This is a genomic window from Dietzia sp. WMMA184 (assembly GCF_002441635.1).
Classification (GTDB): domain Bacteria; phylum Actinomycetota; class Actinomycetes; order Mycobacteriales; family Mycobacteriaceae; genus Dietzia; species Dietzia kunjamensis.
The window spans coordinates 1015190-1041665 of the sequence record NZ_NXEI01000001.1 but is presented as its reverse complement, the minus strand read 5'-3'; the positions used below and the strand labels follow the sequence as shown (position 1 = coordinate 1041665).

Sequence of the window (26476 nt, the reverse complement as noted above, 5' to 3'; positions counted from 1 at the left end):
GTTCAAAACTGGCCGTAGTCCTGGACGAGATTAAGTGTCTTGACAACCTTTAGGTTTTCAAGGCGTTCGCAGTAGTTCAGTAGACGCTGTATAGTTCAGCAAGTGCTGACTATTGCTTCTCGTGTGGATGTAATGAACCGGTTAGGACGGGCGATGGCCGACCCGACACGGTCCCGGATACTGCTGATCCTGCTCGAGCGGTCGGCCTATCCGGCAGAGCTGGCCCGCATCTTGGAGCTGACGCGGTCGAACGTGTCGAACCATCTAGCATGCCTGCGCGACTGCGGGATCGTTGTCGCAGTGCCCGAAGGACGCCAGACCCGGTATGAGATCGCAGACCCGCACTTGGCGCGGTCGCTATCCTCCTTGGTCGAGGTCACCCTCGCCGTCAACGAAGATGCCCCCTGCTTGGAGCCCGACTGCTCAGTGCCGGGTTGTCACGCCACGGAGGTCCAGGCGTGATCCTGTCCTCGGCCCTGCAGGCGATCGGCCTGTTCGTTGCCACCAATATCGACGACATCATCGTCCTGTCGCTATTTTTCGCCCGCGGAGCAGGCCAACGCGGAACCACCGCACGCATCTTGGTCGGCCAATACCTTGGATTCGCCGGCATCCTTGGCGCCGCTGTGCTCGTCTCCCTGGGCGCGGGAGCCTTCCTGCCCCCGGAGGCCATCCCTTACTTCGGCCTGATCCCACTTGGCTTGGGACTGTGGGCCGCGTGGCATGCCTGGCGCGGGGACGATGATGACGACGACGAAAAGATCGAGGGCAAGAACGTCGCCGTGTGGACCGTGGCCGGCGTAACCTTCGCCAACGGTGGAGACAACATCGGCGTCTACGTCCCCGTCTTTCTCAACGTGGGCCCAGGAGCCGTGGTCGCCTATTGCATCGTGTTCCTAGTGCTGGTGGCGGGACTGGTGGGCATAGCCAAATTCGTCGCCACCCGCCGACCTATCGCCGAAGTCCTAGAGCGCTGGGAACACATCCTGTTCCCGATAGTCCTGATCGGCCTAGGTGCCTTCATCCTGATCAGCGGCGGAGCATTCGGACTCTGACAAAACCGACTCAAACCCCACCGCACACTCGTGAGCCGCCGACTCGCTCTAACCCTTCCGACAGAACGCCCGATTGGTACGTCGCCGCCAAAAAGTAGCCGACAGAAGACCGCCACAAAGCGATCAAGTCCACAGGGTTCGGTTCGATACTTATGAAACGGCGTCCCGCCGGGTCTAGTATGTATTGACACGCAGACCGGGCGAAAGGGTCTTCTGATGGCTGATCGGATCGGGACGTTGCGGGGCCGCTCGGGTGACGGTGACGAGGAGGTGCTCATCGTCAGCCGCGGGAGCGTGCGCACTCGGTTCCGTCGCCGGGATGAGTTGGGTTGGAACTTCCGGGTGGAGTCGACGGACTCGGAGAACGTCATCGAGCGGAATGCGAAGCCAAAGCCGGCTCCGAAGTCGGCTCGCCGGGCCTCGCGTCCGCGTGGGCAGCGAGTGGCGTACGTGCGGGTGTCGGCCGCCGATCAGAACGAGGCGCGTCAGCTCGAGGCAGTGGGGGAGTGCGACCGGGTCTATGTCGAAAAGCAGTCGGCTCGCTCGCGTGCTGATCGGGTGAAGCTCGCCGAATGCATCAGGTATCTGCGAGATGGTGACGAGCTGGTTGTCGCCTCGATGGACCGGCTCGCCCGATCCCTGGTCGACCTCAAACAGATCGTCGGCGAGATCACCGGAAAAGGCGCGAGTGTGGAGTTCGTCCACGAGCGGGCCACCTACGCAGCTGGCGCCCAGGATCCTCGCGCCGACCTGATGCTCTCTCTTCTCGGGGCGTTCGCCAAGTTCGAACGCGCCATCATCCGTGAACGCCAGGCCGAGGGCATCGCCATCGCCAAGGCGAAGGGCAAGTACAAAGGCCGCAAACGCGTCCTGACCGAGGAGCAGATCGACAAGGCCCGCGCCCACATCCAGGCGGGGGAGGGGCCATCGGCCATTGCCCGGGACCTCGGAGTGGGCCGTTCCACGCTCTATCGCGCACTTCAGCGCCCGCAGTCGTAGATAGCTGATGTGTAGCGGTAGCCCGTCCCCAGCATGACGAAGCCGGACCTACACGTGAACGAGACAGCGCGGATAAGTCAGACGTCGTCCTGAGCCGCGCGAGTCCTCAAGTTTCCGCTCAGCGAGTGCCGGTTGAGCGCAGACCGTAATTGGTGGTAGCACCCCAACGATAGAATCGAAGATTACGCCAGAGACGGAGAGACAAATGGTCAAGAACTTCCTTCGCAAGCTAGTTGAGCCCGAGACGCGGGCCCTCTATCACTGGAGGTGCCCCTGCGGGGCACACTCACGCGGAGGCCATCCCTCCGAGTATGACGCCGAGCGCAGAGCCGAGCGACACCAATTGGAAGCCGGGGTCGAACTCAATGCTCACCTCGCCGGGGAGCGTCACCCCATTCCCGAGGTGTACGCCACGGAAGACGTGATCGAATAGTTCGATCGTGCAGTTGTCGGAACTGACGCTGGGAAGGCGCAACACGTACCGCATTTGGTGATCGTCAATCGCGACACCTGCGTGGGGTCCGGTCCCTTGGCATGAGGTCACCGGGCCTCCCGAGCAAACGTTTCATCCATGGAAGATGATCCAGGCCGGACTGTCACGGTCGTGGGGAGAACGCTAGTTGACGTCGCCGGCTCTTGAGCTTTCCCCGCAGCGCGCTTCTTCCGCGACTAGGCGAAGGGAAGCTAAAGCCACTCTATATTTCTGTTTTCTCTGAGTGACCACACGAAACGAGTACTATTCGCCTGAGTGACTATAAGACGGTCGCCCGTGTCCAACTCGAACGAATCGTCGTCGAATCGATTGTACGTATAGGCCATCCCAGTGCTTTTCTCGATGAAATTCCACTGATTGTTCCAGTCGCCCCTGTACTCGAAGTCACTCATGTGGGCACCATACAAGCCGATGGAAGAGACGGCTACCACTTGTGTACCGTTAGGTTCCTCCGATCGACTTCCCTAGTGGTGTTCACTCCAAACTCGCGCGACACGTTCACGGGACGCCCTGACTCGCCGCGCCCCTTTCAATGCGTGGGGTGCTGCGGGCGGGTCAAACTCGGTGGCCTCCTGGATATGCCCGTGGTGGGCAGTCGGCCCGGCAAGGGGCCGACCTATCCCGGGACGTTCTGGTGAAGCGCCATCTACCAGGTTCACCTACGGGGAGGAGGCTGACTTGACATAAGGTCTGGATATCGGCGGGTGACCCAGCCTGGTCGATTGTCGTACGACCGACCAGGCCGGGCATTGATCGTTAGCTGATCGCGGACAGGAGTTCGGTGCAGGCCTGTTCGCATTTGCGGCAGGCTTCGGCGCAGACGCGACAATGCTCGTGCATGTCCTCGTGCTTCTTACACTCGGTGGCACATTCTGCGCATGCTGTCCGGCATGCCTCGAGCGTGGTCTTGACCGTGGCGAGGTTCTGCCCGGTGCGACGGCTGAGGATTTTGCCAGTGGTTGCGCAGAGATCGGCGCAGTCAAGGTTGAGGCGAATGCAGTTCCGTAGGTCTGCGACCATCTCTTCGGCCAGGCAGGCGTCAGCGCACGAGGTGCAAGTCTGTGCGCATTCGAGACACGCGGCGATGCAGTCGGCAAGCTTCTGCACGTCTATGCCGGAAGCGTCGTTGGGGTGGGTTTCGATCATTGAAGTGATGTGAGACATCGATGTGCTCCCTTCTTCTCCGAGTCGTCGCTGGAGGCGCCCAGCTAACGCCGACGCTACTGATGCGCAGAACTGGCTACAGTCCCTCGGTTCGACCTTCGCAGAATCTTTGTAATAACAAGCGTCCAATACCCGTTGTAGCGGCTTTTCGCAGAAGGGCGGATCATTGTGCGGAGCGGTGACGCACGGTGATCCACTGCGCTGTGATGATGACTAGGGCCACGATCGCGGTGATGCCCAGCGTGAGTGGGTCGGACTGCGCCTTGAGCAGGAGGAAGGGTACGAGCACTGCGACGTCGAGGACGATCGCGACCCACGGGATCCACGCCTTGGCATTGACGTCGTCCTTGAGGCGTCGGACGATCCCGTAATGGATGGCGATGTCCATTGCCAGGTACAAGATCGCCCCCAGGGAGGCGATCTGTGACAGGTCGAAGAAGGCTGCCATGAGGATCGCCAGGCCGGCTGTGATGTAGAGCGACTGGTGTCCGCCAGCCCCGGGTAGGCCCGGCACCTGGCCCATGTCGCGGAGCATGTCGTAGAGCTTGGAGACAGAGAACAAGCTCGCGATGAGTCCTGACAGCGTCGCCACCACCGCGATGATCACGGTCAGCGTGACGCCCCAGGATCCGAACATCGGCTTGGCAGCCTCGGCGAGGGCGTAGTCGCGGGCCCCGATGATCTGCGGAACGGTCAGGCTGGCGGTTACTGCGACGGTGATCAACAGGTAGAGGACGGTGCACAGGGCGATGGAGATCATGATGGAGCGGCCGATGTTGCGCTCCGGGTCCCGTAGGTCCGCGCCCTGGTTGGTGATCGTGGTGAAGCCCTTGTAGGCCAGGATGCACAGGGTCACCCCGGCCAGAAAGCCCATCCAGCCGTGCTCCGGTGGGGTGCGTTCGGCGACGGTGAACAGTCGGCCCAGCGAGGACACGCCCGCGGCCAGGATGCCGGCGATCGCCAGCACCGCGATGCCCACGATCTTGAGCGCCGCGGTAGCGGTGGCTGACCGCTCGACCCACTGGTTGCCCACCAGGTTGACCAGCGCGGCGGCGGCGATGGCGAACACTGCCAGCACCGGCACCCACAGGGAGGAGTCCTGCATGCCGAACGGCCGCAGCACGTAGGTGCCGAAGGTCCGCCCCAGCAGGGACTCGGCGAGGATCATCGACACGTACATGAACAGGGAGAACGTGCCGGCCGCCACCCCGGGCCCGTAGGCGGCTTTGAGCAGCATCGCGATCCCGCCCGAGGACGGGTTGGTGGCCGAGTACCGGATGTAGGAGTAGGAACTGAACGCCACCACCACCGCGCCGGCGAGGAACGCCCACGGCACCCAGCCGCCGGCCAATTCCGCGACCTGGCCCACCAGGGCGAAGATGCCGGCTCCGATCATTACCCCGGTTCCCAGCGCGACGGATCCGGTGAGAGTGAGCTTGTCTTGGGACTGTGTGCTGTGGTCCATGCTGACCGCACTACCTTCCTGCCGGTGGGTGGCCGCGTCGGTGGCGATATCGGCGCGAGTGGGGATGTCAGGCGAGTTGCATAGTGGTCAGGCAGGTGAGGTCGTCGTCGCCCGTGGAGATCGGAGCGGTGGCCGTTCTGCCGTCGTGGTCGATGGTGAGCGTGGCCGTGATGCCTCGCGGTAGCCAGAGCCCGAGGAAGCCGTTGTCGTAGGTGGTGAGCGGTTCGTCGATGAGGGTGTCACCGGAGGCGTTATCGGTGACTGTGACGTGCACCTGTTCGTTGGCGATCTCGCCGAGGCAAGTGGTCAGGCTGTGGAATCGGCAGGGGTGGGTGCTCGTGTAATACGGAGCCACTGACAGATAGAACTGGTCCTCTGGAATAGGAATCGTCTCGAGGCTCTCATCGCCACTGGTCAAGACCAGCTCTGTCGGCTGCACCGAGGCGATCAGATCGTTCGGCCTGTCGGCCACCGGCATGGTGTCGAGCGTGTTGATGATCTGGGGTGCGTCGAGGCCGGCGAGGTCGTAGTGCTCCAACGACGCGGGAGGCCAGTTGGGTACTGCATTTTCGGCGGGCCCGGGCGAGCAGCCGGTCAGGGTCAGGGCAGCGGCGGCAACGAGCGCGATCGCGGCTCGTCTCCGAGTGGAGTGGGTGGTGTTCATCGGATTCATCCTCGTTGCATCGCTGTGGTGACGGTGTCCGGGCGGAGGTCGAGACGGCGCAGCAGCTGCGCGTTGAGAGCAACGACGACGGTGGAGGCGGACATGAGGATGGCGCCGACGCCCATGGGCAGTACGAATCCGATCGGGGCCAGGACACCTGCGGCCAGGGGCACGGCGGCGAGGTTGTAGCCGGCGGCCCACCACAGGTTCTGCTTCATCTTGCGGTAGCTCGCCCGGGAGAGTTCGATGACCGAGAGCACAGAGCGGGGATCCGATGAGGCCAGGATGACGCCGGCGGAGCCGATCGCCACGTCGGTCCCGGCGCCGATGGCGATGCCGACGTCGGCTTGGGCCAGTGCGGGCGCGTCGTTGACCCCGTCGCCGACCATGGCGACCTTCTTGCCTTCGGACTGCAGTTCGGCGACTTTGGCGGCCTTGTCTTCTGGCCGGACCCCGGCGAAGACCCGGTCGATGCCGAGTTCGGCGGCGACGGTGTCGGCCACGGCGCGAGCATCGCCGGTGATCATGACGACTTGGGCTCCGGCGGCATGCAGGGCGTCGACGGCGTCCCGGGATTCCGGCCGGATCTCGTCGGCCAGCCGCAGCGCGCCGATCACCCGGCCCTCGGCGAGGATGTGCAGGATGATCGCGCCCTCGCCTCGCCACTGGTCGGCGATGGGGAGTTCATTGCGTCCGTGCTGATCGAGCAGGTGGGGGCCGCCGACTTCGACCACGGTGCCGTTCACCGTGGCCTTGACGCCCACGGCCGGGGAGGAGGAGAAGTCGGTCGCCTTCGACACGGTCAGGTCGCGGGTCTGTGCGGCCCCGACCACGGCTCTGGCCAGCGGGTGCTCACTGTCGGACTCGGCGGCTGCAGCCAGGGCAAGCACCTCGTTGGCGGTGTGCCCGTCTATTGATTCGATTCCGGTGACGGTGGGTTCGCCCTTGGTCAGGGTGCCGGTCTTGTCGAACAGGACGGCGTCGACGGTGCGCATCGACTCGAGCGCGAGGCGGTCCTTGATCAGTACGCCGCCGCGGGCGGCGCGTTCGGTGGCGATGGAGACCACCAGCGGGATCGCCAATCCCAGCGCGTGGGGGCAGGCGATGACCAGCACGGTGATCGTGCGCACCACACCCGCGTCCGGCAACCCGAGAGCGCTCCAGATGATCGCGGTGATCACGGCCGATGCGAGGGCGAACCAGAACAACCAGCCGGCCGCGGTGTCGGCGATGCGCTGGGCCCGCGAGGAGGATGCCTGTGCGTCGGCCACCAGCTTCTGAATTCCGGCCAGAGCGGTGTCGTCCCCTGTCGCCGAGACCTTCACGCGCAGGCCGGAGTCAGTGGCCACGGTGCCTGCGACGACCTGCTCGCCGATGCCGCGGCGGACCGCCTTGGATTCGCCGGTGACCATGGATTCGTCCATGCTGGCCGAGCCGTCGATGATCGTGCCGTCGGCGGGCACAGAAGCACCGGGGCGGACGATCACCACGTCGCCGACCACCAGGTCGGCCGGGGAGACGATGACGACGTCGTCATCGTCGACCTTCTCGGCCTCATCCGGCAGCAGCGCCGCCAGGGAGTCGAGCGCGGAGGTGGTCTGCGCCAGGGAGCGCATTTCGATCCAGTGGCCCAGCAGCATGATCACCACCAGCAGGGCCAGTTCCCACCAGAAGTTCAGCTCATGATCCAGGATGCGCAGGGTAGCGCCCCAGGAGGCGATGAACGCCACCGTGATCGCCAGGCCGATCAGGAGCATCATGCCGGGCTGGCGAGCGCGGAGCTCGGACAGCGCGCCGGTCAGGAACGGCCGACCGCCCCAGAGATAAATCACCGTGCCCAGGGCGGGGGAGACCCACCACACCCAGCCGGCCTCCGGCAGCTGGTAGCCGATGAGGTCGGCGAACATGTCATTGAAGCCGACCACCGGCACTGCCAAAACGAGCATGATCCAGAACAGCCGCCGGAACTGCCCGACGTGGTCTGCGTGCCCCGCATGACCGCCGTGGTCTTCATGACCGGAGTGATGCTGTCCGGTGTGGCCGTGGCCCGCCGCGTCGTCAGCTGCGCCCGGGTGATGATGTTCGGCTACCGAGGTGGCCATCTCGTCGGGGCGGCCGGCCGAACCGTCACCGGGTCCGCCGCGGCGATCATGGTGGTGGTGATCGTGTGGCTGACTCATTTGGCTACTTTCGTGTGAGCGCCGGCGGCCAGGGCGGCGTCATCGTCAGCCTGCGGACGGCCGGTGGCGGCGATTCGTTCTAGGTCCGTGGGCGTGGAGCAGCACGAACACGCTTCCTTGACGGCCGTGAGCGGGAGCGCAGAGCGCGTTGTGGAGAACATGGATTTTCCTCTCCGCGTGGTGTGGTGTCTCGGGTGTCGTGCCGGGCCGGTGTGGCCCATGGCGATCGGGTGGTTAGAGCGAGGTGAGCAGGTCGCGCATGGTGTCGATCTCCTGCTGCTGGGTGTCGATGATGGTCTGGGCCAACTCGACCGCAGGCTGGTAGCGGCCACCTTCGACCTCCTCCTCGGCCATGGCGATGGCGCCCTGGTGATGGGCGATCATCTGCTCCAAAAACATCCGGGCGGCGTCGGCTCCCTGTGCGTCGGACAGCTGTTCTAGTTCGTCGTCGGAGAGCATTCCCTCCATCATGGACATGTCGTGACCGCCGTGACCATCCTGCGGTTCGGTCGCCTCGCCCCACTGCTCCAGCCAGTCGGTCAGCTGCGCGATCTCGGGGCCCTGGGCAGCCTTGATCTCCTCGGCGAGCGCCGCGACGTCGGCGGGGATGTCGTCCTTGGCCAGGATGATGTCGCTCATCTCGATCGCCTGCTGGTGGTGCGGGAGCATCATCTGCGCGAACATCACGTCGGCCTGCGAATGCTCCTCGTCCTGGCCAGAGGCAACGGTGCCGGCCACGGGTGTGGTGGCGCCGGCCGCGGTGGTGGGCGCGGCGGGCGAGGCTTCGGTGCTGTCGGTGCTGTCGGTGCAGGCGGACAGCGTCAGGGCAACGGCGGTCAGGGCTGCGGGCAGGAGCAGAGTGGTGCGGGTCATCGTGGTCGATGTCCTTTCGGGTCGGCGTCAAGATCGGGTGGTGTGTCGATCGGGTGGTGGTCAGGCGAGGTAGGACAAGGTGGTCATCATTCCGGCTTCCTGGTGGTAGGCGTTGTGGCAGTGGAAGGCCCATTGGCCGGGGTTGTTCGCGTCGAACTCGATCTCGATAGTCCGCATGGGGCGGATCGTGACGGTGTCTTTGCGCAGCCCGCTGTCGGCGAGGGCGAAGGTGTGACCGTGAAGGTGCATCGGGTGGGCCATGTCGGACATGTTGCGCAGCCGCATCCGGACCCGGTCGTCGCGGGAGACCTCCAACGGCGTGGTGTCGGGGTGGGTTTGCCCGTTGAGTGTCCAGCGATACGGCATCATGCTGCCGCCCATGTCGACGCTGAGGTAGCGGTCGTGCCCCCGGTCCGGCAATCGTGAGTCCGGCGCTGGGGTCAGATCCGCGGCCAGCAGCACCGGTCCGTCGAGTTCGCCGGGGCGCGGGTCGGCGGGTAGCTCGCCGGCCCCGGTGCGCACGAGGGCGTACCCGTACCCGTTCTTGCCTTCTGCTTCGGCGAAGAGGGGAAACACCCCGTCTGTCAGCGTGACCACGGCGTCGACCCTCTCGCCCATCCCGAGCAGGATCGCCTCCGTCTCCTGGGGAGCGGTGGGAAAGCCGTCGGTGTCGGTGACGGTCATCGTGTGTCCGCCGAGGGCGACGCGGAAGAACGTGTCCGCCCCGGCGTTGATGATCCGGATCTTCGCGCGTTGGCCCGGGCTGGCAGTCCATGAGATCGGATCGGCCGGGACTCGGCCGTTGACCAGGTAGTGCGGATAGTGGACGTCCCCGGCGACACCGAGCAACCGGGAGGTCATCATCGGGTTGCTGGACCGTGCGCCCCCCATCTGGCCGTGCCCCATTCCGGCCATCGGCCGGCCCTGAGCGCCGGGGGCATCCATGCCCACTCGCCCGGCGGCGTCCTCGGGCGTGCCGTCGATGCCGTCGATCCAGTCGTCGAGGACGACGATCCATTCGTGGTCATAGTCCCCGGGGTCGGCGGGATCGTCGATGATCAGCGGACCGTACAGGCCCCGGTCGAGCTGTAGCCCGGAGTGTGAGTGGTACCAATGAGTCCCGGCGTGGGGGACTGTGAAGTCGTAGGTGAACCGGGCGCCCGGATGGATCGGGTCCTGGGTCAGACCGGGCACTCCGTCCATATCGTTGCGCAGGGCGATGCCGTGCCAGTGCACGCTCGTCTCCTGGTCGAGCTGGTTATCCACCTCGACTTGCAGCAGATCTCCTGCCCGGGCCCGCAGGACCGGACCCGGAACAGTGTCAGCAAATGCCCAGGTCGACACCACGAGACCACCGAGATCGACCTCCACCGGGCGCGGGGACAGCCGAGCGTTCACCACCTGCTGGCCTGGTCGCTGCCGCTCGGCCTCCAGGTCCCGGATCGCCGGATCCGACGCCGACACCGGCACCCCCGAGGGCGCCGGCTCGCTGCAGGCGGTCACCGCACCCGCGCCGGCCAGGACCGAACCGATGAGAAATGCCCGCCGCGACAACTCCTTCATCGGTCGCCCTCCGAGGGCGACGGCCCGAACAGGGCAGTGACCAGGAGCAAGGTTGACGCCCACAGTGCGGTGACGACCACGGCGCCGACGGTCAATGCGACCCATCCGAGCATGAGGTACCTCCCGTGTCCGACTCGACCGCCCATGGTGACCGGCCACCCGAGCGTTCTGGATGGAGATCGTGTGAAGATTCGGTCAAGGCGCCCACTCGGGTGAAGGATTTCCAGGAGTTGCGGCGAAGATGGCCTGCATGCCCCCTTCCGTTTCTGGCGCTCGCCGTTCGAATCCCCAGCAGCACGCCGGTCCGCGGGCGCTGGTGGTCGATGACGAGGAGCCCCTCGCCGACCTGGTCGGGTCCTATCTCGAGCGCGACGGGTTCGATGTCACGATCACCGGGGACGGACAGGAGGCGGTGGGTCTGGCTCGTCGAATCGATCCCGATGTCATCGTTCTCGACCTGGGGCTGCCCGGGCTGGACGGGATCGAGGTATGCCGTCAGGTCAGGACGCACTCCGACGCCTACATCGTCATGCTTACGGCCCGGACCGAGGAGGTCGACACGCTGATCGGCCTGTCCGTCGGCGCGGATGACTACATGACCAAACCGTTCAGCCCGCGCGAGCTCTCGGCCAGGATCCAGGCGATGATGCGCAGACCTCGAACCGGCGCCACCGAAATCGACCACGGCAGGTCGCCGGAGCAGGTACGGACCGTCGGCGACCTGACTATTGACACCGCGGGCCGAGAGGTCACCGTCGGCGGCGCCGATGTCGCGCTGACCCGCACCGAGTTCGACATCCTCGCCGCGCTCGCCCGCGACCCTGGGGTCGTCTTCAGCCGAGCCCAGCTGATGGCCGCCGTGTGGGGCCCGAACTGGGTGGGTGATGACCACTTGGTAGACGTCCACATCGGTCACCTTCGCCGCAAGCTGGGCGACGATGCCTCCCGAGGCCGTTTCGTACGCACGGTCAGAGGAGTTGGTTACCGCATGGGAACCGGCCAGTGAACGACATACCATCGCCGGACGCGACTGAAACTCGGCCCCGCACCAGCCGACGCGTCGCTGGGTTCAGCTTCGGAACCCGCCTGCTTCTGGCCATGTCCAGTGTGGTCGTCGGGTGCGCGGTCAGCGCGTGGCTCGTCGCCTCCGCCCTGGCCCCGGGCATTTTCCACGACCACCTCGGTCAAGCCGGCATCGACCACGATTCGAACGAAGCAGCCCACGTCGAAGAAGCCTTCACGGTCGCCATAGTCCTTGCTTGGGGGCTGGCGGTGGCCATCGCGGTCCTGGTGGCCTTGCTCACCAGTTGGTACCTCACCCGCCGGGTCCAGCGCTCGGTCACCATGGTTACCACTTCGACGGCAGACATAGCGCGTGGGCACTACGAGACCCGGATGGCGAGTCCGAAACTTGGCCGGGAGTTCGACGATCTGGCGACCAGCGTCAACGAACTGGCCAGGCGTCTCGATGCGACAGACGCCACCAGGCGAAGGATGCTCGCGGATCTGGGCCACGAGCTGCGCACCCCGCTGGCCACCATCGACTCCTACCTCGAGGCCGTGGACGACGGAGTCCGTACCTTCGACGACTCCACAAGGCAGGTGTTGTGGGCGGCCACCCGGCGGCTCGAACGCCTCGCGTCGGACATTGTCGACGTCTCCGATGCAGAAGAACACCTCACACGACTGCAACCAGCCCGAACCACCACTAAAGCCCTGGTGGAAACGGCAGTCAACGCAGCACGCGAACGCTACTCGGACAAAGGTGTCCAGCTGCACATGGGTGAGATCGAACCAACCGACGTCACCGTGGACGTCGAGCGAATAGGACAGGTACTGGGAAACCTCCTCGACAACGCCCTACGACACACACCGACCGGAGGGACCGTCACCCTCAGCGCTGTTCGTTCGAGAACGAACACAACCGCGATCACCGTCTCCGACACCGGGGAAGGGATCGCCGCACAGCACCTAGATCATCTCTTCGACCGCTTCTACCGAGCCGATCCCGCCCGAGGCCGAAACGCAGGCGGCACCGGAATCGGCCTGGCGATCACCCGAGCACTGGTCGAAGCACACGGAGGACGAATCCGAGTAAGCAGCCGCGGCACAGGCCACGGAGCACAATTCACCCTCGAACTCCCCTGCACGGCAGAGACGCCAGGAACGAAACTGCTTTAGCAAACTTGCACCTCCCCGTCATCTGTCCGCCCAACCCCGCTGCACTCCCCGCGCACGTCAGTGCTTGAGTGGTCGGTCTAGTCCCAGGGTGTCAGTCTCGCGGCCGCGGACAGCGATTCTCCGGTGTGGTGGCAGCAATCAAGCTGAGCCTGCGGCGGCGCTGCGGAGCGGGAGTACGGAATGGTTGGTCAGCTCGAGAACGGTCTCGCCGCTGGTGTCGGCGAGTTCTGCGGTTATGGTCACTTTCGCATCGCCGCGTTCGGGTCGTGGAGTCATCACTTGCACTGTCAGGTGTCCGGTCAATGTGGTGTCCGGCCGCACCGGCCGACGGAACTGAATCTCGAAACTGCGTCCCACCCCTCCCGTGAAACGGGACCAGAAGGCGGGCACGGCCAAGCGCTGGTAGATCGCCAAGGTGTGTAGTCCACTGGCGATGACGCCACCGAGCGGGGTTGTCGCGGCCGCGGTCGGGTCGGTGTGGATGAACACCGGATCCCACTGTCGTGCGTAGGTGACGATCTCCTCCTCGGTGATGGTGTAGCTCCCGAGTGGGATTAGTTGGCCGGGTTCGAGATCGTCCGCGTAGTAGATGTCGGTCATGTCGCCCTCCCAAGTAGTCGGCCCAAACCGGCCTCAGATCGCGGGAGGCCTCCATGACTTCCGAGCTTTGGCGAGCCAATACTGGCTTCGGGTCTAGCCGATGCCCGAGTGATCAGAGTTCACGACGTCACAAACCTCGGACTCCACACGCGTCCCGACTCCGTGACCCGGGTCCCAGAGGCGCCCACGATGAGCAGGCACTTCATGTCGACGGAGTCGCAGTCGAGGTCGGCGAGAGTCGTCACGGTGAGGGATTCCTCGGTTCGCCCAACATCACGGCCCACGACCACTGGCGTCGTCGGGCAGCGGTGGCGGAGTAGGACCTCGCGGGCGTCGGAGACCTGGTGGGTGCGCGAGCGGGAGGCGGGGTTGTAGACCGCCAGGACCAGATCCGCGGCGGCGATCGCGTCCAGCCGCTGGTCGATCACGTCCCACGGCTTGAGCCGGTCCGACAGGCTCATCACTGCGAAGTCGGCGCCGATGGGAGCGCCCGCGCGCGCGGCGACCGCCTGCACGGCCGAGACGCCGGGAGCGACGCGGACGTCGATGCCGGTGAAGCGCGGATCCTCCGCGGCCTCGAACACCGCCGAGGCCATGCCGAACACGCCCGCGTCGCCGCCGGAGACCACGGCCACTTGCTCGCCCGCGCCGGCCAACTCCAGGGCGAGTGCTGCGCGGTCGACCTCGACGGTGTTGCCCGAGCAATGGCGACGCAGCCCGGGCCGCTGGGGAACCCTGTCGACGTACGGGGCGTACCCCACCACGTGGTCGACCTCGGACAGGATCCGCGAGGCCTCCGGGGTGAGCCAGTCCTGCGGCCCCGGGCCCAGGCCGACGACGTGCACGACGCCGCGCGATGCTGGGGACTGCTCGTCGGCAGAGTTGGCCGAGCCGGCGGTAAGCGCCGGGGAGGGCTCCCCGGGTGCAGAGAGCTGCGCGGGCCGGCGGCCGGTGGGGTCGGAGTGCTGAGAGTCGCCGGGGACGACGATGAGCGAGAAGTACGGCACGGAGTCCGGGTCGACCTCGCTGACCGGGTGATGTGCCTCCGCGTCGGTCGACGCCCGCTCCACATAGACCGCGCCGTCGAGCCGACCAGCCGCCTCGAGGGCCCGCCGGACGGCGGGGAAGTTGCGGCCGAGCTTCATAATGATTGCGCCGTCGGTGTCTGCAAGCCGCCGCGCGAGCTCGGGCTCGGGCAGAGTGCCCGGCAGGACGGTGAGGACGTCGGTTTGCCGGACCAGGGGAGTGGCGGCCGCGGCGGTGGCGGCGGCGAACGCGGGAATGCCCGGCACGATCTCGGTGTCGAACCGAGGGGCGAGCTTGTCGTGCATGTACATGAAGGAGCCGTAGAACAGCGGGTCCCCCTCGGACAGCAGCACCACGTCGCGGCCGGCGGCGAGGTGTGCGGCCAGCCGCTGCGCGCTGCGCTCGTAGAAGTCCGCGATCGCGCCCGCGTATCCGCCCGGGTGGTCGGTGACGCCCGTGGTCACGGGGTACTCCAGTCGCTCCTCGATCGCGCCAGAAGGGATGAGGTCGGCGGCAATGCGGCGGGCGTTGGACTCCTTGCCGCGCCCGGCGTGAAAGGCCACGACGTCGGCCGCGCCGATGAGCCGGGCGGCCTTGAGGGTGAGCAGCTCGGGATCGCCGGGTCCCACGCCGACGCCGTACAGCCGGCCGGTCACTCCGCCTCCTGCGCCAGGGCGTTTACGGCAGAGGCGGTCATCGCGGACCCGCCGCGCCGCCCGTGCACTGTGACAAAGGGGATGTCGATGCCGTGGTCGTCGGCGAACTCGGCGAGCGCTGCCTTGGACTCGGCGGCTCCGATGAAACCCACGGGGCAGCCGACGATCGCGGCGGGTCGGGGAGCGCCGTCGAGAAGCATCTCCAACAGGTGGAACAGGGCGGTGGGGGCGTTGCCGATCGCGACGACGGCGCCGTCGAGGCGATCGCCCCACAACGCCAGCGCGGCGGCGGAGCGGGTCGTGCCCATCCGCGCGGCCAGGTCGCGGACGCCGGGATCGGCCAGGGTGCACACCACGTCGTTGGCGCGGGGGAGCCGGGCCCGGGTGATCCCGGAGGCGACCATGTGGGCGTCGCAGAGGATCGGCGCGCCGGCGTCGAGCGCGGACCTGGCCGCGCTGACCAGGCCGGGGTGCACCTGCAGGTCACGGGGCAGGTCGGTCTGACCGGTGCCGTGCACCATCCGCACGGCGAGTCGCTCGGCGTCCGCCGGAACGCGGGACAGGTCGGTCTCGCGGCGGATGGTCGCGAAGGAGTCGACGTAGATGGCGGGCCCGTCGTCGAGGTAGTCGTAGCGACGCGGCGGCCTCAAGGCAGCACTCATGGGGTCCTCCTCGGGGTTCTCGCCCCGGTGTGAGAAGTCGCAGCGACGCGGTGGGAGCGCGCTGATCCCCGGTGAGTATCTGGCTGGGCCCATCGGCTCGACGGGCCTCACAGTGGCGGAACCGCCCCGGACTTGCACCGGGTTCCTCGCCGTGGGACAGCCCGCAGCCTACTCGCGGACGACCAGCACCCCGCGCCACGGGGTCACGATGAGCTCGGCGACGTCGCCGCCGGTGAGCCGGGCGATGAGGGTGCGGCCGAGGATCCCGTCCGGCGCCGCGACGTGCTCGATCCGCCCCGCCGACCCCGCGACCGGCCCGTACGGCAGCGCCGGGGCCGGGCTCGGGAGCCGGTCGTCCACGGGGTGGGCCGCGACGAGGGGGGTTGGCAGTTCCCGCACGTGCCACGGGGCGTCCGGCCCGACGCCGCGGGCGTCGACGAACTCGCGGGCCAGCTCGACCAGCCGCTCGGCGGCGTCAGTCAGCGGCACGACGTCCGACCACTGCTCACCCACCCGCAGCTGCGCGATGTCGGCATCCAAGGCGACCAGGCCCAGATCGCAGGAGCGCTCGAGCAGGTCCCCGCGGCCGTCGTCCAGGACGAACAAGAACCGGCCCGGCAAGCCGCCGAGCGCGGGATCGGCCAGCAGCCCGGCGTCCAGCGCCTCGGTCACCGGCCGCAGGTCCGCGCGGCCCCGGGCCTGCCCGCCGAACGACTCGCCCAGGCCCGTCAGCGGCGAGACGAGGACGTTGCGCACCAGCTCGTGCCCGGGCGCGGGGAGCAGGCCCGTCTCCGCGATCGCCGCCACCACCTCGCCGGGCAGCTGCCCGTCCGGACCGATCGGCAGAGCCCGCAGTTGCAGGTTCGCGCGTGTCGTGACGTGCACGTTGTCGTCGTCGCCGTATCTCACGGCGACCCCGTGCAGGCCGGCCAGTGCCGCCGGTGACACGCGGCCGCCCGGCACGCGCAGCCGGACCAGGGCGCCGTCGGAGGCCGGCCACGGCCGCAGGACGCCCGGGCACATTTCGCCACGGGTCCGGCGGGTGGGTTCGGCGATGCTCACGGGGGCCATTGTGGCAGCCCGACGCGCGCGTTCATTTTCCCGATCCCCGGTGGTAAGTTTCTCTTCACAACTGAAGAAACGGAGCTCCACCGTGACACCTCGCCGCGTACCCACCCTTCTCGCCTCCGTCCTCACCGCAGTCGCACTGGTCGCGGCCGGGTGTTCGTCGGACGCCGCCACCGAACCCGCCGCCGCCGAAGCGGCCACCACCACCACGGCATCACCGGCCGCCGGGTCCGTCGCTGGGGTGACCGTCCCGGACGCGTTCACCGCGATCACCGTGGTCCCCATCGGGAGCCCGCCGCTGCCGTTCAAGGGCACCGACGGCAAGTACCACGTGGCCTACGACCTGCAGCTCACCAACGCCACCAAGGTGCCGGCGAGCGTGGACAAGATCGATGTGGTGGACGGCGCCGATCCCTCCAAGGTCATCGCCAGCTTCTCCGCCAACGAGCTGGTGGATCCGGACTGCGTCTTCGGCGACTGCAACCGCCTGCGGGACCTGCCCGCCGGGTACGTCGACACCGCGCAGATCCCGCCGCAGGAGAGCCGGGTCGTGTTCATCGACTTCACCCTCGACTCGCTCGACCAGGCCCCGGACGCGGTGCTGCACCACCTCTACGGGACCGGCGCCGCCTCGCCGGCGTTCGGGGAGCCGGGGCCCATCGACTACCTCACGACACCGGTCGTCTTCTCCACCCGGACCGTTCCGGTCATCGCACCGCCCGTGCGGGGCGAGAACTGGGTGGCCCTCAACGGGTGTTGCGAACCGGGGTTCCCGCACCGCAGCTCGGTGATGTCGGTCAACGGCAAGCTCAACAACAGCCAGCGCTTCGCGATCGACTGGAAGCGCACCAACGACCAGGGCGAGTTCTATACCGGCGACAGGAACCACAACGAGAGCTACGTGGACTACGGCGCCGAGATCCTCGCCGTCGCCGACGCCACCGTCGTCTCGGTCCTCGACGGGATGGACGCCAACGCGCCGGGGGTCCTGCCCGCGAGCAACCCGGAACTGGCCTCCAAGCTCACCGTCGAGAACGTGGACGGCAACCACGTGGTGCTCGACCTCGGTGACGGCGTGTACGCGATGTACGCACACATGATCTCCGGCTCGGTCACGGTGAAACCCGGCGACACGGTGACCGAGGGCCAGGTGCTGGGCAAGCTCGGGAACACCGGCAACGCCAACGCCTCGCACCTGCACTTCCAGCTCATGGACGGGCCGAGCCTGCTCGAGGCCGACTCGCTGCCGTACGAGCTGAAGGGGTTCGACTACGCCGGGCAGGTCCCGCCGCAGCGGATCGCCGACGCCGACGACTTCCTGTCCGGCACCTTCGTCGACGGGGCGACCCTCTCGCCGGAGCCGCGGATGAACGAGCTGCCCCTCAACCTCGCGGTGGTGGACTTCCCCTGACCGGGACGGCCGTCCCCGGCTGACGCGAGGCAGCCAGGTAAGTCGCTCCTGACCCTCGCGCGACGGCCGGGCGGCCACTGGCGGGGTCCGCCGGATAGGCTCGCCGGTGCCGTGGTGTTCGGGAAGCCGGAGGAAAAGCCGGCGCGGCCCTCGCCACTGTAGTCGCGGAGTCACGCGGCCCTCGTCCGTCCCTCACGGGTCGGAGACCACTGGATCCACGGGTCCGGGAAGGTCGGTCGCACGGCGTTGATGCGGAAGCCAGGAGACCGGCCACGGCGACATGTTCCACGAGGGTTTGGAGAAGAACATGCGCCCCACCCGGCGTTTGGCGTCCCCTGATGGCGCCTCGGCACAGCACGACGTGCCCCGCATCACCCTGTTGTCCACCTCCGACACGGACCTGCTCTCCGCGCGCGAATCCGGCGCGGCGTTCACGCTCGGCAACCCGTCTCGACTCGACGTCGAGGCGAATCTGCCCGAACTGCTCGACGGCGCCGACCTGGTGGTGGTCCGCATCCTCGGCTCGCGGCGATCGTGGGACGCCGGGTTCGCCGCCGTGCTCGGCGCGGGCGTTCCGGTGGTGGTCCTGGGTGGCGAGCAGACCCCCGACGCCGACCTTATGGAGCTGTCCACCGTCCCGATCGGCACCGCGGCCGAGGCACACCGCTATCTCGCCGAGGGCGGCCCGGGCAACCTGGCGCAGCTGCACGCGTTCCTGGCCGACACCGTGTTGCTCACCGGCGCCGGGTTCGAGCCGCCGGAGAACGTGCCGGTGTGGGGTATGCCGCCGCGGCCGGACACGACGGAAGCCCCCGGCCTGCCCCGCGTGGGCGTGCTCTACTACCGCGCCCACGAGGTGAGCGGGAACTCCGGGTTCGCCCACGCGCTGGCCGACGCGATCGACGCCGCTGGCGCGGTGGGAGTGCCGGTCTTCGCCGGCTCCCTGCGCTCGGCCCCCGACGAGTTGTTCGACGCCCTTGGCACTCTCGATGCGCTGGTCGTGACGGTTCTCGCCGCCGGCGGCACCACTCCCGGCACGGTGAGCGCGGGCGGCGAGGACGAGACGTGGGACGTCGAGCGCATCGCCGCGCTCGACATTCCCGTATTGCAGGGCCTGTGCCTGACGTGGAGCCGCGAGGACTGGGCGGCCTCCGACGACGGCGTCAACCCGCTGGACTCCGCCAACCAGATCGCGATCCCCGAGTTCGACGGCCGGATCATCACTGCGCCGTTCTCGTTCAAGGAGATCGACGCCGACGGACTGCCCCGCTACGTGGCCGATCCCGAGCGGTGCGCGCGTGTCGCCGGGATCGCCGTGGCCCACGCGCGGCTGCGCCATGTGGCGCCCGCCGACCGCAAGGTCGCGCTGGTCCTGTCGGCCTATCCGACCAAGCACTCCCGCATCGGCAACGCCGTCGGTCTGGACACCCCGGTCTCGACCATCCGCCTGCTGCGCCGGATGCGCGACGAGGGTTACGACCTGGGCCCGGACGACGGCCCCATCGCGCGCTTTCTCGATCGACCGGGCCTCGACCTCACCGAGCCGGGGGCGGATGGCACCGTCGCGGAGGGCGGTTTCCCCGACGACACCGCCGCCGGCGACGCCCTCATCCACGCGCTCATCGCCGCGGGCGGGCAGGACGAGGAGTGGCTCACCAGCGCCCAGCTCACCGACAGCCACGTCCGGATCTCCACCGACGACTACCTGCGCTGGACCGCGGACCTGCCCGAGGCGCTGCGTGCGGAGATGGTCGAGGCGTGGGGGCCCGCGCCGGGCGAGCTGTTCGTCAACGACGCCGGAGAGATCGTCCTGGCCACCATCCAGGCCGGCAACGTCGTCCTGTTGATCCAGCCGCCCCGCGGGTTCGGCGAGAACCCGGTCGCCATCTATCACGACCCCGAGCTCGCGCCGTCCCATCACTACCTGGCCGCCTACCGCTGGCTCGCCCGCGGCTTCGGCGCGCACGCGCTGGTGCACATCGGCAAGCACGGCTCGCTCGAATGGCTGCCGGGCAAGAACGCCGCGCTCTCGGCGGACTGCGCCACCGACGCGGCGATCGCCGACCTTCCGCTGATCTACCCCTTCCTCGTCAACGACCCCGGCGAGGGCGCCCAGGCCAAGCGCCGCGCGCACGCGACGATCGTCGACCACCTGGTCCCGCCGATGGCCCGCGCGGAGTCGTACGGAGACATCGCCCGGCTGGAGCAGCTGCTCGACGAGTACGGGAACATCGCGTCGATGGACCCGGCCAAGCTCCCGGCCATCCGCGCGCAGATCTGGACCCTCATGCAGTCCGCGCACATGCACGAGGACCTGGGACTCGAGCAGCGCCCCGACGACGAGGAGTTCGACGACTTCCTCCTCCACGTGGACGGCTGGCTGTGCGAGATCAAGGACGTCCAGATCCGCGACGGCCTGCACGTCCTGGGCCAGGCGCCCGCGGGCGAGGCGCGCGTCAACCTGGTGCTGGCGATCCTGCGGGCCTCGCAGGTGTGGGGCGGCGAGTCAGGCGCGGTTCCGGGCCTGCGCCGCGCACTCGGGCTGGCCGAGGGCGCGCCGACCGAGGAGGTCGACCGCGTCGAGGCGCTGGCCAAGGCGCTGGTCGAGGGCATGGACGCGCGGGAGTGGGACGTCGCCGCGGTGCCCGACGTTCTCGCCGCCGCGGGCCTCACCGCGGGTGGGGCGGGTGACGGCGGCGCGGGTGACGGCGCGCCAGAGGGCGACGACGACGAGGTCGCGCAGGTGCTCGAGTTCGCCGCCCGCGAGGTGGTGCCGCGACTGGCCGCCACTGTCGATGAGCTGGACGCCGTCATGCACGCCCTGGACGGCGGGTTCATCCCGGCCGGGCCCTCGGGATCCCCGCTGCGGGGTCTGGTCAACGTGCTGCCCACGGGCCGGAATTTCTACACGGTGGACCCGCGCGCCGTCCCGTCGCGGCTGGCGTGGGAGACCGGTCAGGCCATGGCCGACTCGCTGCTGGACCGGCACGTCGCCGAGACCGGTGAGTACCCGAGCTCGGTGGGGCTGTCGATCTGGGGCACCTCGGCCATGCGCACCTCCGGGGACGACATCGCCGAGGTCCTGGCCCTGCTGGGCGTCCGCCCCGAGTGGGACGAGGCCTCCCGCCGGGTCACGGGCCTGGAGGTGGTCCCGTCCGAGGAACTGGGCCGCCCGCGCGTCGACGTGACCGTGCGCATCTCGGGCTTCTTCCGCGATGCGTTCCCGCACGTCATCGGGATGCTCGACGACGCCGTGCGGATGGTCGCCGAGCTGGACGAGCCCGACGAACACAACTTCGTCGCCGCCCACACGCGTGCCGATCTGGCCGAGCACTCCGACCACCGCCGGGCCACCACCCGCATCTTCGGCTCCGCACCCGGCTCGTACGGCGCCGGGATCCTGCAGACCATAGAGGCGGGCAACTGGCGCGACGACCGAGACCTGGCCGAGGTCTACACCCGCTGGGGCGGGTACGCCTACGGCCGCGACCTCGACGGAGTCCCCGCGGCCGACGACATGCGCACCAACTACCGGCGCATCGCGGTGGCGGCCAAGAACATCGACACGCGAGAGCACGACATCGCCGACTCGGACGACTACTTCCAGTACCACGGCGGGATGATCGCCACCGTCCGCGCGCTCACCGGCGCCGAGCCGCGTGCCTATGTGGGCGACTCGACCACGCCCGACGCCGTCCGCACCCGGTCGCTGGCGGAGGAGACCACGCGGGTGTTCCGCGCGCGAGTGGTGAACCCGCGGTGGATCGCGGCCATGCAGCGGCACGGCTACAAGGGGGCGTTCGAGCTGGCGGCCACGGTGGACTACCTCTTCGGGTTCGATGCGACCGCCGGCGTGGTCCACGACTGGATGTACGACTCGCTCGCCCGCGAGTACGTCCTGGACGAGACCAACCAGGAGTTCCTGCGCCGGTCCAACCCGTGGGCGCTGCGCGGGATGATCGAGCGGCTCTCCGAGGCCGCCGACCGCGGGATGTGGGCCGAGCCCGACGCGGGCATCATGGACCGGATGCGGCAGATCTACCTCGACGTGGAGGGCGATCTTGAGGAGTCCCACGGTGACTGAGTTCCCCACCGGCCGCAGGCGGGTGCGGGTCGTGGGCATCGGCTCGGGCGGGCTCGACCAGATCACGGTCGAGGCCGCCCGGGCCCTGCGCGCCAGCGGCTACGCCCTCGCGGCGGTGAAAGGCCCGGCCGACCCGTTGGTCGATCTCCGCGCGCAGGTGCTCGCCCGCCACGCGCCGGGCGTCGAGTTGGTGGGTGTGCCCGATCCGGAGCGGGACCGCTCGTCGTCGTCGACCTCCTCCGACGCCGGGTATCGCGGCGTGGTGGCGGACTGGCACGAGGCCCGCTCCCTGGCCTGGGAGCGCGCGATGGCCGCGAGGCCCGGCGACGTGGCGATCCCCGTGTGGGGCGATCCGGCGTTCTACGACTCCACGCTGAGGATCCTCGACCGGATCGCCGAGCGCGGTGCGCTGGACCTGGAGGTGGAGGTCGTGCCCGGGATCTCCGCGCTCCAGGTTCTGGCCGCGCGCCACCGTCTGGTCCTGCACGAGATCGGCGGCACGGTCACCGTGACCACCGGCCGCCGGCTGCGCGAGGTCGTGGCCGCCGGCGCCGACAACGTGGTGGTGATGCTCAACGCCGACCTGCCGCTCGATGACCTGGCCGACTGGCACATCTGGTGGGGCGGCAACCTCGGTAACGCTGGCGAAACGCTCGTGGCGGGCCGGGTCGGCGACGTCCTGCCGGACCTGCGCGCGCACCGCGAGCGGCTGCGCGACGAGCACGGCTGGGTGATGGACGTGTATCTACTGCGACGCGGAGAAGGGACCACGGCCCGATGACGGCTGAGAAGGACACCGCCGGGGCGACGGCCGGGACGACCGGCGGGAAGGACAGCGCCGGCGCCACGGCCGCGCGGGACTGCGCGGGCCGGGTCGTGCTGGTCGGCGGCGGGCCGGGGAACCCGGGGCTGATGACCGTGGCCGGCCTCGACGCCGTCCGCACCGCCGACGTGGTGGTGAGCGACCGCCTGGGACCGGTGTCGATCCTCGACGAGCTCGACCCCGGCATCGAGGTGATCGACGTGGGCAAGGTGCCCTTCGGTCCGGCGACCCCGCAGGAGGAGATCAACCGGATCCTCGTCGAGCACGCGCGGCGCGGGCGCACCGTCGTCCGACTCAAGGGCGGCGACAGCTTCCTGTTCGGCCGCGGCGGCGAGGAGCACCTGGCGTGCACCGCGGCCGGGGTGCCCGTCACCGTGATCCCGGGCGTCACCTCGGCGCTGTCGGTGCCGACCCTCGCGGGCGTCCCGGCCACCCACCGCGGGCTCTCGCAGGGCGTGTCGGTGATCTCCGGCCATGTCCCGCCGGGCGACCCGCAGTCGACCCTCGACTACGGCGCGCTCGCCAGGTCCGGGACCACGCTGGTGTTGCTCATGGCGGTCACGACCCTGCCCGCCATCACTGCGGAACTCCTGGCCGAGGGGATGCCCGGGGACACCCCGGCTGTGCTGGTCGAGAGCGGCTCCACCCCGGCGCAGCGCGTCCTGCGTGGGACGCTGGCGACGATCGCGCGGCAGGCGGCCGAAGCGGAGGTCGAGCCTCCCGCGATCACGGTTATCGGGGCGGTCGCCGGGCTGGCAGGGCAGCTGTCCGCCGGAGCGAGCTGTGGGTAGTCGGCCGGCCGGGTCCGCCCTCGACGAGTGGTCGCGGATGCGCGGATCGCGAAACTACGTCCGACGGACGAGCTCGGCTCGGCGGTCCTCCGGGGCACGGCGCGGGCAGCTCGCGCACGTGCCGCCGTCGGTGGCCAGATAGATGAGGCAGCAGGAGCTGCGGCGGACGAACCGGCGGGTCCGCTCGGGGCCCTCCACATCGATGTACCGAGCCGGTAGCAGCGGCGGGCGGCACACGGCGTGTGCGAGCTCGGAGCCGCGATTCGGGTCGCCCGCCGCGCGGCCCGCCTCGAGCGCACGGTTCGCGATGGAGTCGGTCGCGATCGCCCACAGCGCCCGCGGTGCCGCGCCCGAGACCTCCGCGAGGGCGGCGATCACCTCGCCGTGGGCCTCCAGCAGCGCGTCGGAGTAGGCCGCGGTCGACGGCAGGAGGTGTTCCGACAGCGCCGAGTGGAGATAGCCGTTCGGCTGCAGCGAGACGGAGAGCCGCTGCGGTCGGGGATCGGGCACGCGGCCGATCGCGAGCAGCATGACCAGCGGCGCGGCCACCAGCGTCGAGCTGGCCGAGTACCACCACAGCGTGCCATTCACCCGCGGATCGCCATGGTTCCAGCGGCGGCCGGTGTTCTCCACCCGCCGGGCCAGCCACCGCGGGTCCGTCAGCACCGATCCGGGCAGGACCTCCGGGCCGTGTTCGATGGTGCGGACGAAGTCGCCGAGGAGGTCCGAGACGCCCGAGTACGCGGCTGTCACGGTCTCGGGGGCGCGGAGCTCGTCGTCGTCGCCGTCGTCACCCACGGTCCCGTCACTCATCGGCGAGCCCCGCCACGTCGAGCGTGCGGCGGCCGTCCGGCCCCGCCCGCACCTCGCCACGCACCCCGAACACCTCCCGCAGCACCGCGGCGTCCAGGACCTCCTCCGGCGCGCCGGTCGCGACGAGGTGACCGCGGTGCAGGACCGCGATGACATCGCAGTACTCGGTGGCCATCCGCAGATCGTGGATCGTGAGCAGCACCGCCAGCCCGTCGGCCGCCAACTCGCGGAGCAGGAGGAGAACCGACAATTGCTGGTGCAGGTCGAGGTGATTGGTCGGCTCGTCCAGCAGGAGCACCTCGGGCCGCTGGGCGAGGGTGCGCGCGATCGACACGCGTTGCTTCTCGCCGCCGGACAATGCCACCACGTCTCGCTCGGCCAGCTCGGTCAGCCCGACCCGGGCGAGGACATCCTCCACGACCGCCGAGTCGTCGGCGCCGAAGGGCTCGAGAAGTCCCCGTGTGACCGTCCGGCCCAGGCGAACCGATTCGCGGACCGTGATGCCGCCCAACGAGACCGGTTCCTGCGTACTGGCCCCCACCGCGCGGGCCAGCGTGCGGCGGCGCAGCGCGGCGATGTCGCCGTCGTCGAGCGTCACCATCCCCGCCGACACCGGCAGGGCGCGATAACAGGTGCGCAGCAGCGTCGTCTTGCCGCTGCCGTTCGGGCCGACGAGTGCGGTGACCCGTCCGGGTGCGACCGTGAGGTCCACGCCGTGGAGGATCCGCCGACCGCCGAGGTGGGCGGAGACGCCGTGCGCGGTAAGGCTGCTCATCGCGACGCCTTCCCGTAGCGGTGCCACAACATCAGCAGGAACACCGGGCCGCCCACGACGCCGGTCACCACGCCCACCGGTAACTCGGTGCCCTCGCTCACCGCGCGGGCGGCGAGGTCGGCCAGCACCAACGCGACCGCGCCGAGCAGGGCCGCCGCGGGAAGCAGGCGCGCCGCGGTGCGGCCCGTGAAGAACCCCGCGAGGTGGGGGATGAGCAGGCCGACGAAGCCGATCGTTCCCGACACCGCCACCGCGCCCGCGGTGAGCAACGAGACGAGCAGCAGCATGAGTACCCGGAACCGGGGCACGTTCACGCCCATCGCGGTGGCGCCGTCGTCACCGGTGAGAAGCAGGTCGAGGTGGCGGCTGCACAGGATCACCACCGTGCCGGCGACGGCGAGGATAGCCACGGGCGCCCACAGCATCGTCCACCCGGCGTCACCGAACCCGCCCGCCAGCCAGCGCATGACCGTGCCCAGCTGGTGGTCGTCGCCGAGGACCAGCAACGTGAACGTGTTGAGCGCACCGAACACCATCGTCATGGCCGCCCCGACCAGCACGATGGCGGTCGTGTCATGGGCGCGGCGGGCCACCAGGACGACGCCCGCCAGCGGGAGCAGCGCGCCGAGGAACGCCGCGATCGGCAGGGTGAACACGCCCCACATCCCGGCGCCCACGCTGAGGACCGTGAGCACCACGACGCCGAAGCCCGCGCCCGAGGAGACGCCGAGCAGATACGGGTCGGCGAGAGGATTTCGGGTGACCGCCTGGGCGACGCCACCCGCCACGGCCAGCGACGCGCCCACGGCCGCCGCCATGAGCGCCCGGGGCAGTCGCGACTCGAGGACGATCGCCTCGCGGGCGTCGGTCCACCACGGGTCGAAGACCCCCGGCGCCAGGCGGTGCGCGACGATCGCCCACACGTCCCCGATCGGGATGGACACCGAGCCCAGGGAGACCCCGGCCGCGATCGTCATCGCGAGCACCGCCACGAGCGGGAGGCAGATGAGCCACAGCGACCGCCGCCCGGTGGGCGGGGCATCGGCGATGCGCCCGGAGCCGGGGCGGGGATCGATGCCCGTGCCGGCGCGGTCAACGCGCCCGCTGGCCTTCTCGGCGACGGTCGTCAT

23 protein-coding genes and 2 riboswitches are annotated in these 26476 nt (G+C 68.9%); of the genes, 10 read left to right on the top strand and 13 right to left on the bottom strand.

What is annotated here, in order from left to right; translation table 11 throughout:
• The first annotated feature begins 102 nt into the window (after window positions 1-102).
• From CK206_RS04795 to CK206_RS04785, 3 genes are all read left to right on the top strand, one after another.
• Window positions 103-462, top strand: a complete 360-nt coding sequence (locus CK206_RS04795; RefSeq protein WP_096905722.1) for a helix-turn-helix transcriptional regulator — start codon at window positions 103-105, stop codon at window positions 460-462.
• A complete protein-coding gene (locus CK206_RS04790; RefSeq protein WP_096905721.1) occupies window positions 459-1055 on the top strand; it encodes a cadmium resistance transporter in 597 nt (198 codons plus the stop codon). Before CK206_RS04795 ends, CK206_RS04790 begins: the two co-directional genes overlap by 4 nt.
• Window positions 1056-1271: 216 nt before the next feature.
• On the top strand, window positions 1272-2054 hold the full coding sequence (locus tag CK206_RS04785) for a recombinase family protein (RefSeq protein ID WP_096905720.1): 783 nt from the start codon (window positions 1272-1274) through the stop codon (window positions 2052-2054).
• A 1249-nt stretch (window positions 2055-3303) separates the two neighbouring features.
• On the opposite strand, the gene CK206_RS04775 is transcribed toward CK206_RS04785, so the two are convergent.
• From CK206_RS04775 to CK206_RS04760, 4 genes are all read right to left on the bottom strand, one after another.
• On the bottom strand, window positions 3304-3711 hold the full coding sequence (locus CK206_RS04775) for a four-helix bundle copper-binding protein (RefSeq protein ID WP_063973295.1): 408 nt from the start codon (window positions 3709-3711) through the stop codon (window positions 3304-3306).
• Window positions 3712-3874: 163 nt separating this feature from the next.
• Window positions 3875-5176 (bottom strand): APC family permease, encoded by a 1302-nt coding sequence (locus CK206_RS04770; protein WP_096905718.1) that lies wholly within the window; start codon window positions 5174-5176, stop codon window positions 3875-3877.
• A 67-nt stretch (window positions 5177-5243) separates the two neighbouring features.
• Window positions 5244-5840 carry a CueP family metal-binding protein gene (locus tag CK206_RS04765; protein ID WP_173674769.1) on the bottom strand — a complete coding sequence of 199 codons (597 nt, stop codon included), beginning with the start codon at window positions 5838-5840 and terminating at the stop codon, window positions 5244-5246.
• Window positions 5841-5845: 5 nt separating this feature from the next.
• The gene (locus CK206_RS04760) at window positions 5846-7786 is read right to left on the bottom strand and encodes a heavy metal translocating P-type ATPase (RefSeq protein ID WP_096905717.1); all 1941 of its coding nucleotides are present in this window, start codon (window positions 7784-7786) and stop codon (window positions 5846-5848) included.
• A 39-nt stretch (window positions 7787-7825) separates the two neighbouring features.
• On the opposite strand from CK206_RS04760, the gene CK206_RS20705 reads away from it, so the two are divergent.
• Window positions 7826-8038, top strand: a complete 213-nt coding sequence (locus CK206_RS20705) for a hypothetical protein (RefSeq protein WP_143337690.1) — start codon at window positions 7826-7828, stop codon at window positions 8036-8038.
• A 216-nt stretch (window positions 8039-8254) separates the two neighbouring features.
• On the opposite strand, the gene CK206_RS04750 is transcribed toward CK206_RS20705, so the two are convergent.
• Window positions 8255-8893: a DUF305 domain-containing protein gene (locus CK206_RS04750; RefSeq protein WP_096905715.1), complete on the bottom strand. Its 639-nt coding sequence runs from the start codon at window positions 8891-8893 to the stop codon at window positions 8255-8257.
• Window positions 8894-8953: 60 nt separating this feature from the next.
• Window positions 8954-10456, bottom strand: a complete 1503-nt coding sequence (locus CK206_RS04745) for a multicopper oxidase family protein (RefSeq protein WP_096905714.1) — start codon at window positions 10454-10456, stop codon at window positions 8954-8956.
• 313 nt (window positions 10457-10769) lie between these two features.
• On the opposite strand from CK206_RS04745, the gene CK206_RS04740 reads away from it, so the two are divergent.
• The gene (locus tag CK206_RS04740) at window positions 10770-11462 is read left to right on the top strand and encodes a response regulator transcription factor (RefSeq protein WP_096907287.1); all 693 of its coding nucleotides are present in this window, start codon (window positions 10770-10772) and stop codon (window positions 11460-11462) included.
• Between the two features lie 92 nt (window positions 11463-11554).
• Window positions 11555-12637, top strand: coding sequence for a cell wall metabolism sensor histidine kinase WalK (locus tag CK206_RS04735; protein ID WP_096905713.1), 1083 nt, complete (start codon window positions 11555-11557; stop codon window positions 12635-12637).
• Between the two features lie 138 nt (window positions 12638-12775).
• Here CK206_RS04735 and CK206_RS04730 read toward each other — a convergent pair whose 3' ends face one another.
• From CK206_RS04730 to CK206_RS04715, 4 genes are all read right to left on the bottom strand, one after another.
• Window positions 12776-13237 carry a MaoC/PaaZ C-terminal domain-containing protein gene (locus CK206_RS04730; RefSeq protein ID WP_096905712.1) on the bottom strand — a complete coding sequence of 154 codons (462 nt, stop codon included), beginning with the start codon at window positions 13235-13237 and terminating at the stop codon, window positions 12776-12778.
• Between the two features lie 119 nt (window positions 13238-13356).
• Window positions 13357-14919, bottom strand: a complete 1563-nt coding sequence (locus CK206_RS04725) for a precorrin-2 C(20)-methyltransferase (RefSeq protein ID WP_096905711.1) — start codon at window positions 14917-14919, stop codon at window positions 13357-13359.
• Entirely contained in the window at window positions 14916-15581 is a 666-nt protein-coding gene (locus tag CK206_RS04720) for a precorrin-8X methylmutase (RefSeq protein ID WP_096905710.1), read from the bottom strand. The genes CK206_RS04725 and CK206_RS04720 overlap by 4 nt, the downstream gene beginning before the upstream one ends.
• A gap of 73 nt (window positions 15582-15654) precedes the next feature.
• Window positions 15655-15729: riboswitch (cobalamin riboswitch) on the bottom strand.
• 20 nt (window positions 15730-15749) lie between these two features.
• Window positions 15750-16643 carry a nitrite reductase gene (locus tag CK206_RS04715; RefSeq protein WP_096905709.1) on the bottom strand — a complete coding sequence of 298 codons (894 nt, stop codon included), beginning with the start codon at window positions 16641-16643 and terminating at the stop codon, window positions 15750-15752.
• 91 nt (window positions 16644-16734) lie between these two features.
• Between CK206_RS04715 and CK206_RS04710 the strand changes: the two genes are divergently transcribed.
• From CK206_RS04710 to cobA, 4 genes are all read left to right on the top strand, one after another.
• Window positions 16735-18060, top strand: coding sequence for a M23 family metallopeptidase (locus CK206_RS04710; RefSeq protein WP_254050480.1), 1326 nt, complete (start codon window positions 16735-16737; stop codon window positions 18058-18060).
• A gap of 95 nt (window positions 18061-18155) precedes the next feature.
• A riboswitch (cobalamin riboswitch) is annotated at window positions 18156-18350 on the top strand.
• A gap of 17 nt (window positions 18351-18367) precedes the next feature.
• The gene (gene cobN / locus CK206_RS04705; protein ID WP_096907286.1) at window positions 18368-22144 is read left to right on the top strand and encodes a cobaltochelatase subunit CobN; all 3777 of its coding nucleotides are present in this window, start codon (window positions 18368-18370) and stop codon (window positions 22142-22144) included.
• The gene (gene cobF, locus CK206_RS04700) at window positions 22137-22925 is read left to right on the top strand and encodes a precorrin-6A synthase (deacetylating) (protein WP_096905707.1); all 789 of its coding nucleotides are present in this window, start codon (window positions 22137-22139) and stop codon (window positions 22923-22925) included. Before cobN ends, cobF begins: the two co-directional genes overlap by 8 nt.
• The gene (cobA, locus tag CK206_RS04695; RefSeq protein ID WP_254050479.1) at window positions 22922-23758 is read left to right on the top strand and encodes a uroporphyrinogen-III C-methyltransferase; all 837 of its coding nucleotides are present in this window, start codon (window positions 22922-22924) and stop codon (window positions 23756-23758) included. Before cobF ends, cobA begins: the two co-directional genes overlap by 4 nt.
• Window positions 23759-23812: 54 nt before the next feature.
• Here cobA and CK206_RS04690 read toward each other — a convergent pair whose 3' ends face one another.
• Genes CK206_RS04690 through CK206_RS04680 form a run of 3 tightly spaced genes read right to left on the bottom strand, consistent with a single transcriptional unit; the run spans window position 23813 to window position 26476 of the window.
• Window positions 23813-24571, bottom strand: coding sequence for a (2Fe-2S)-binding protein (locus tag CK206_RS04690; RefSeq protein WP_096905706.1), 759 nt, complete (start codon window positions 24569-24571; stop codon window positions 23813-23815).
• Complete coding sequence (locus CK206_RS04685; protein ID WP_096905705.1) at window positions 24564-25346, bottom strand: ABC transporter ATP-binding protein; 783 nt, start codon at window positions 25344-25346, stop codon at window positions 24564-24566. The genes CK206_RS04690 and CK206_RS04685 overlap by 8 nt, the downstream gene beginning before the upstream one ends.
• Entirely contained in the window at window positions 25343-26476 is a 1134-nt protein-coding gene (locus CK206_RS04680; protein ID WP_371606846.1) for a FecCD family ABC transporter permease, read from the bottom strand. Before CK206_RS04680 ends, CK206_RS04685 begins: the two co-directional genes overlap by 4 nt.

What these genes read in the sequence shown, in the direction of transcription:
- CK206_RS04785 (WP_096905720.1), top strand. Translation starts at nt 1,272, where the DNA reads ATGGCTGATCGGATCGGGACGTTGCGGGGCCGCTCGGGTGACGGTGAC.
- CK206_RS04775 (WP_063973295.1), bottom strand. Translation starts at nt 3,711, where the DNA reads ATGTCTCACATCACTTCAATGATCGAAACCCACCCCAACGACGCTTCC.
- CK206_RS04770 (WP_096905718.1), bottom strand. Translation starts at nt 5,176, where the DNA reads ATGGACCACAGCACACAGTCCCAAGACAAGCTCACTCTCACCGGATCC.
- CK206_RS04765 (WP_173674769.1), bottom strand. Translation starts at nt 5,840, where the DNA reads ATGAACACCACCCACTCCACTCGGAGACGAGCCGCGATCGCGCTCGTT.
- CK206_RS04760 (WP_096905717.1), bottom strand. Translation starts at nt 7,786, where the DNA reads ATGCTCGTTTTGGCAGTGCCGGTGGTCGGCTTCAATGACATGTTCGCC.
- CK206_RS04750 (WP_096905715.1), bottom strand. Translation starts at nt 8,893, where the DNA reads ATGACCCGCACCACTCTGCTCCTGCCCGCAGCCCTGACCGCCGTTGCC.
- CK206_RS04745 (WP_096905714.1), bottom strand. Translation starts at nt 10,456, where the DNA reads ATGAAGGAGTTGTCGCGGCGGGCATTTCTCATCGGTTCGGTCCTGGCC.
- CK206_RS04735 (WP_096905713.1), top strand. Translation starts at nt 11,555, where the DNA reads ATGTCCAGTGTGGTCGTCGGGTGCGCGGTCAGCGCGTGGCTCGTCGCC.
- CK206_RS04730 (WP_096905712.1), bottom strand. Translation starts at nt 13,237, where the DNA reads ATGACCGACATCTACTACGCGGACGATCTCGAACCCGGCCAACTAATC.
- CK206_RS04720 (WP_096905710.1), bottom strand. Translation starts at nt 15,581, where the DNA reads ATGAGTGCTGCCTTGAGGCCGCCGCGTCGCTACGACTACCTCGACGAC.
- cobN (WP_096907286.1), top strand. Translation starts at nt 18,368, where the DNA reads ATGCGCCCCACCCGGCGTTTGGCGTCCCCTGATGGCGCCTCGGCACAG.
- cobA (WP_254050479.1), top strand. Translation starts at nt 22,922, where the DNA reads ATGACGGCTGAGAAGGACACCGCCGGGGCGACGGCCGGGACGACCGGC.
- CK206_RS04690 (WP_096905706.1), bottom strand. Translation starts at nt 24,571, where the DNA reads ATGAGTGACGGGACCGTGGGTGACGACGGCGACGACGACGAGCTCCGC.
- CK206_RS04685 (WP_096905705.1), bottom strand. Translation starts at nt 25,346, where the DNA reads ATGAGCAGCCTTACCGCGCACGGCGTCTCCGCCCACCTCGGCGGTCGG.
- CK206_RS04680 (WP_371606846.1), bottom strand. Translation starts at nt 26,476, where the DNA reads ATGACGACCGTCGCCGAGAAGGCCAGCGGGCGCGTTGACCGCGCCGGC.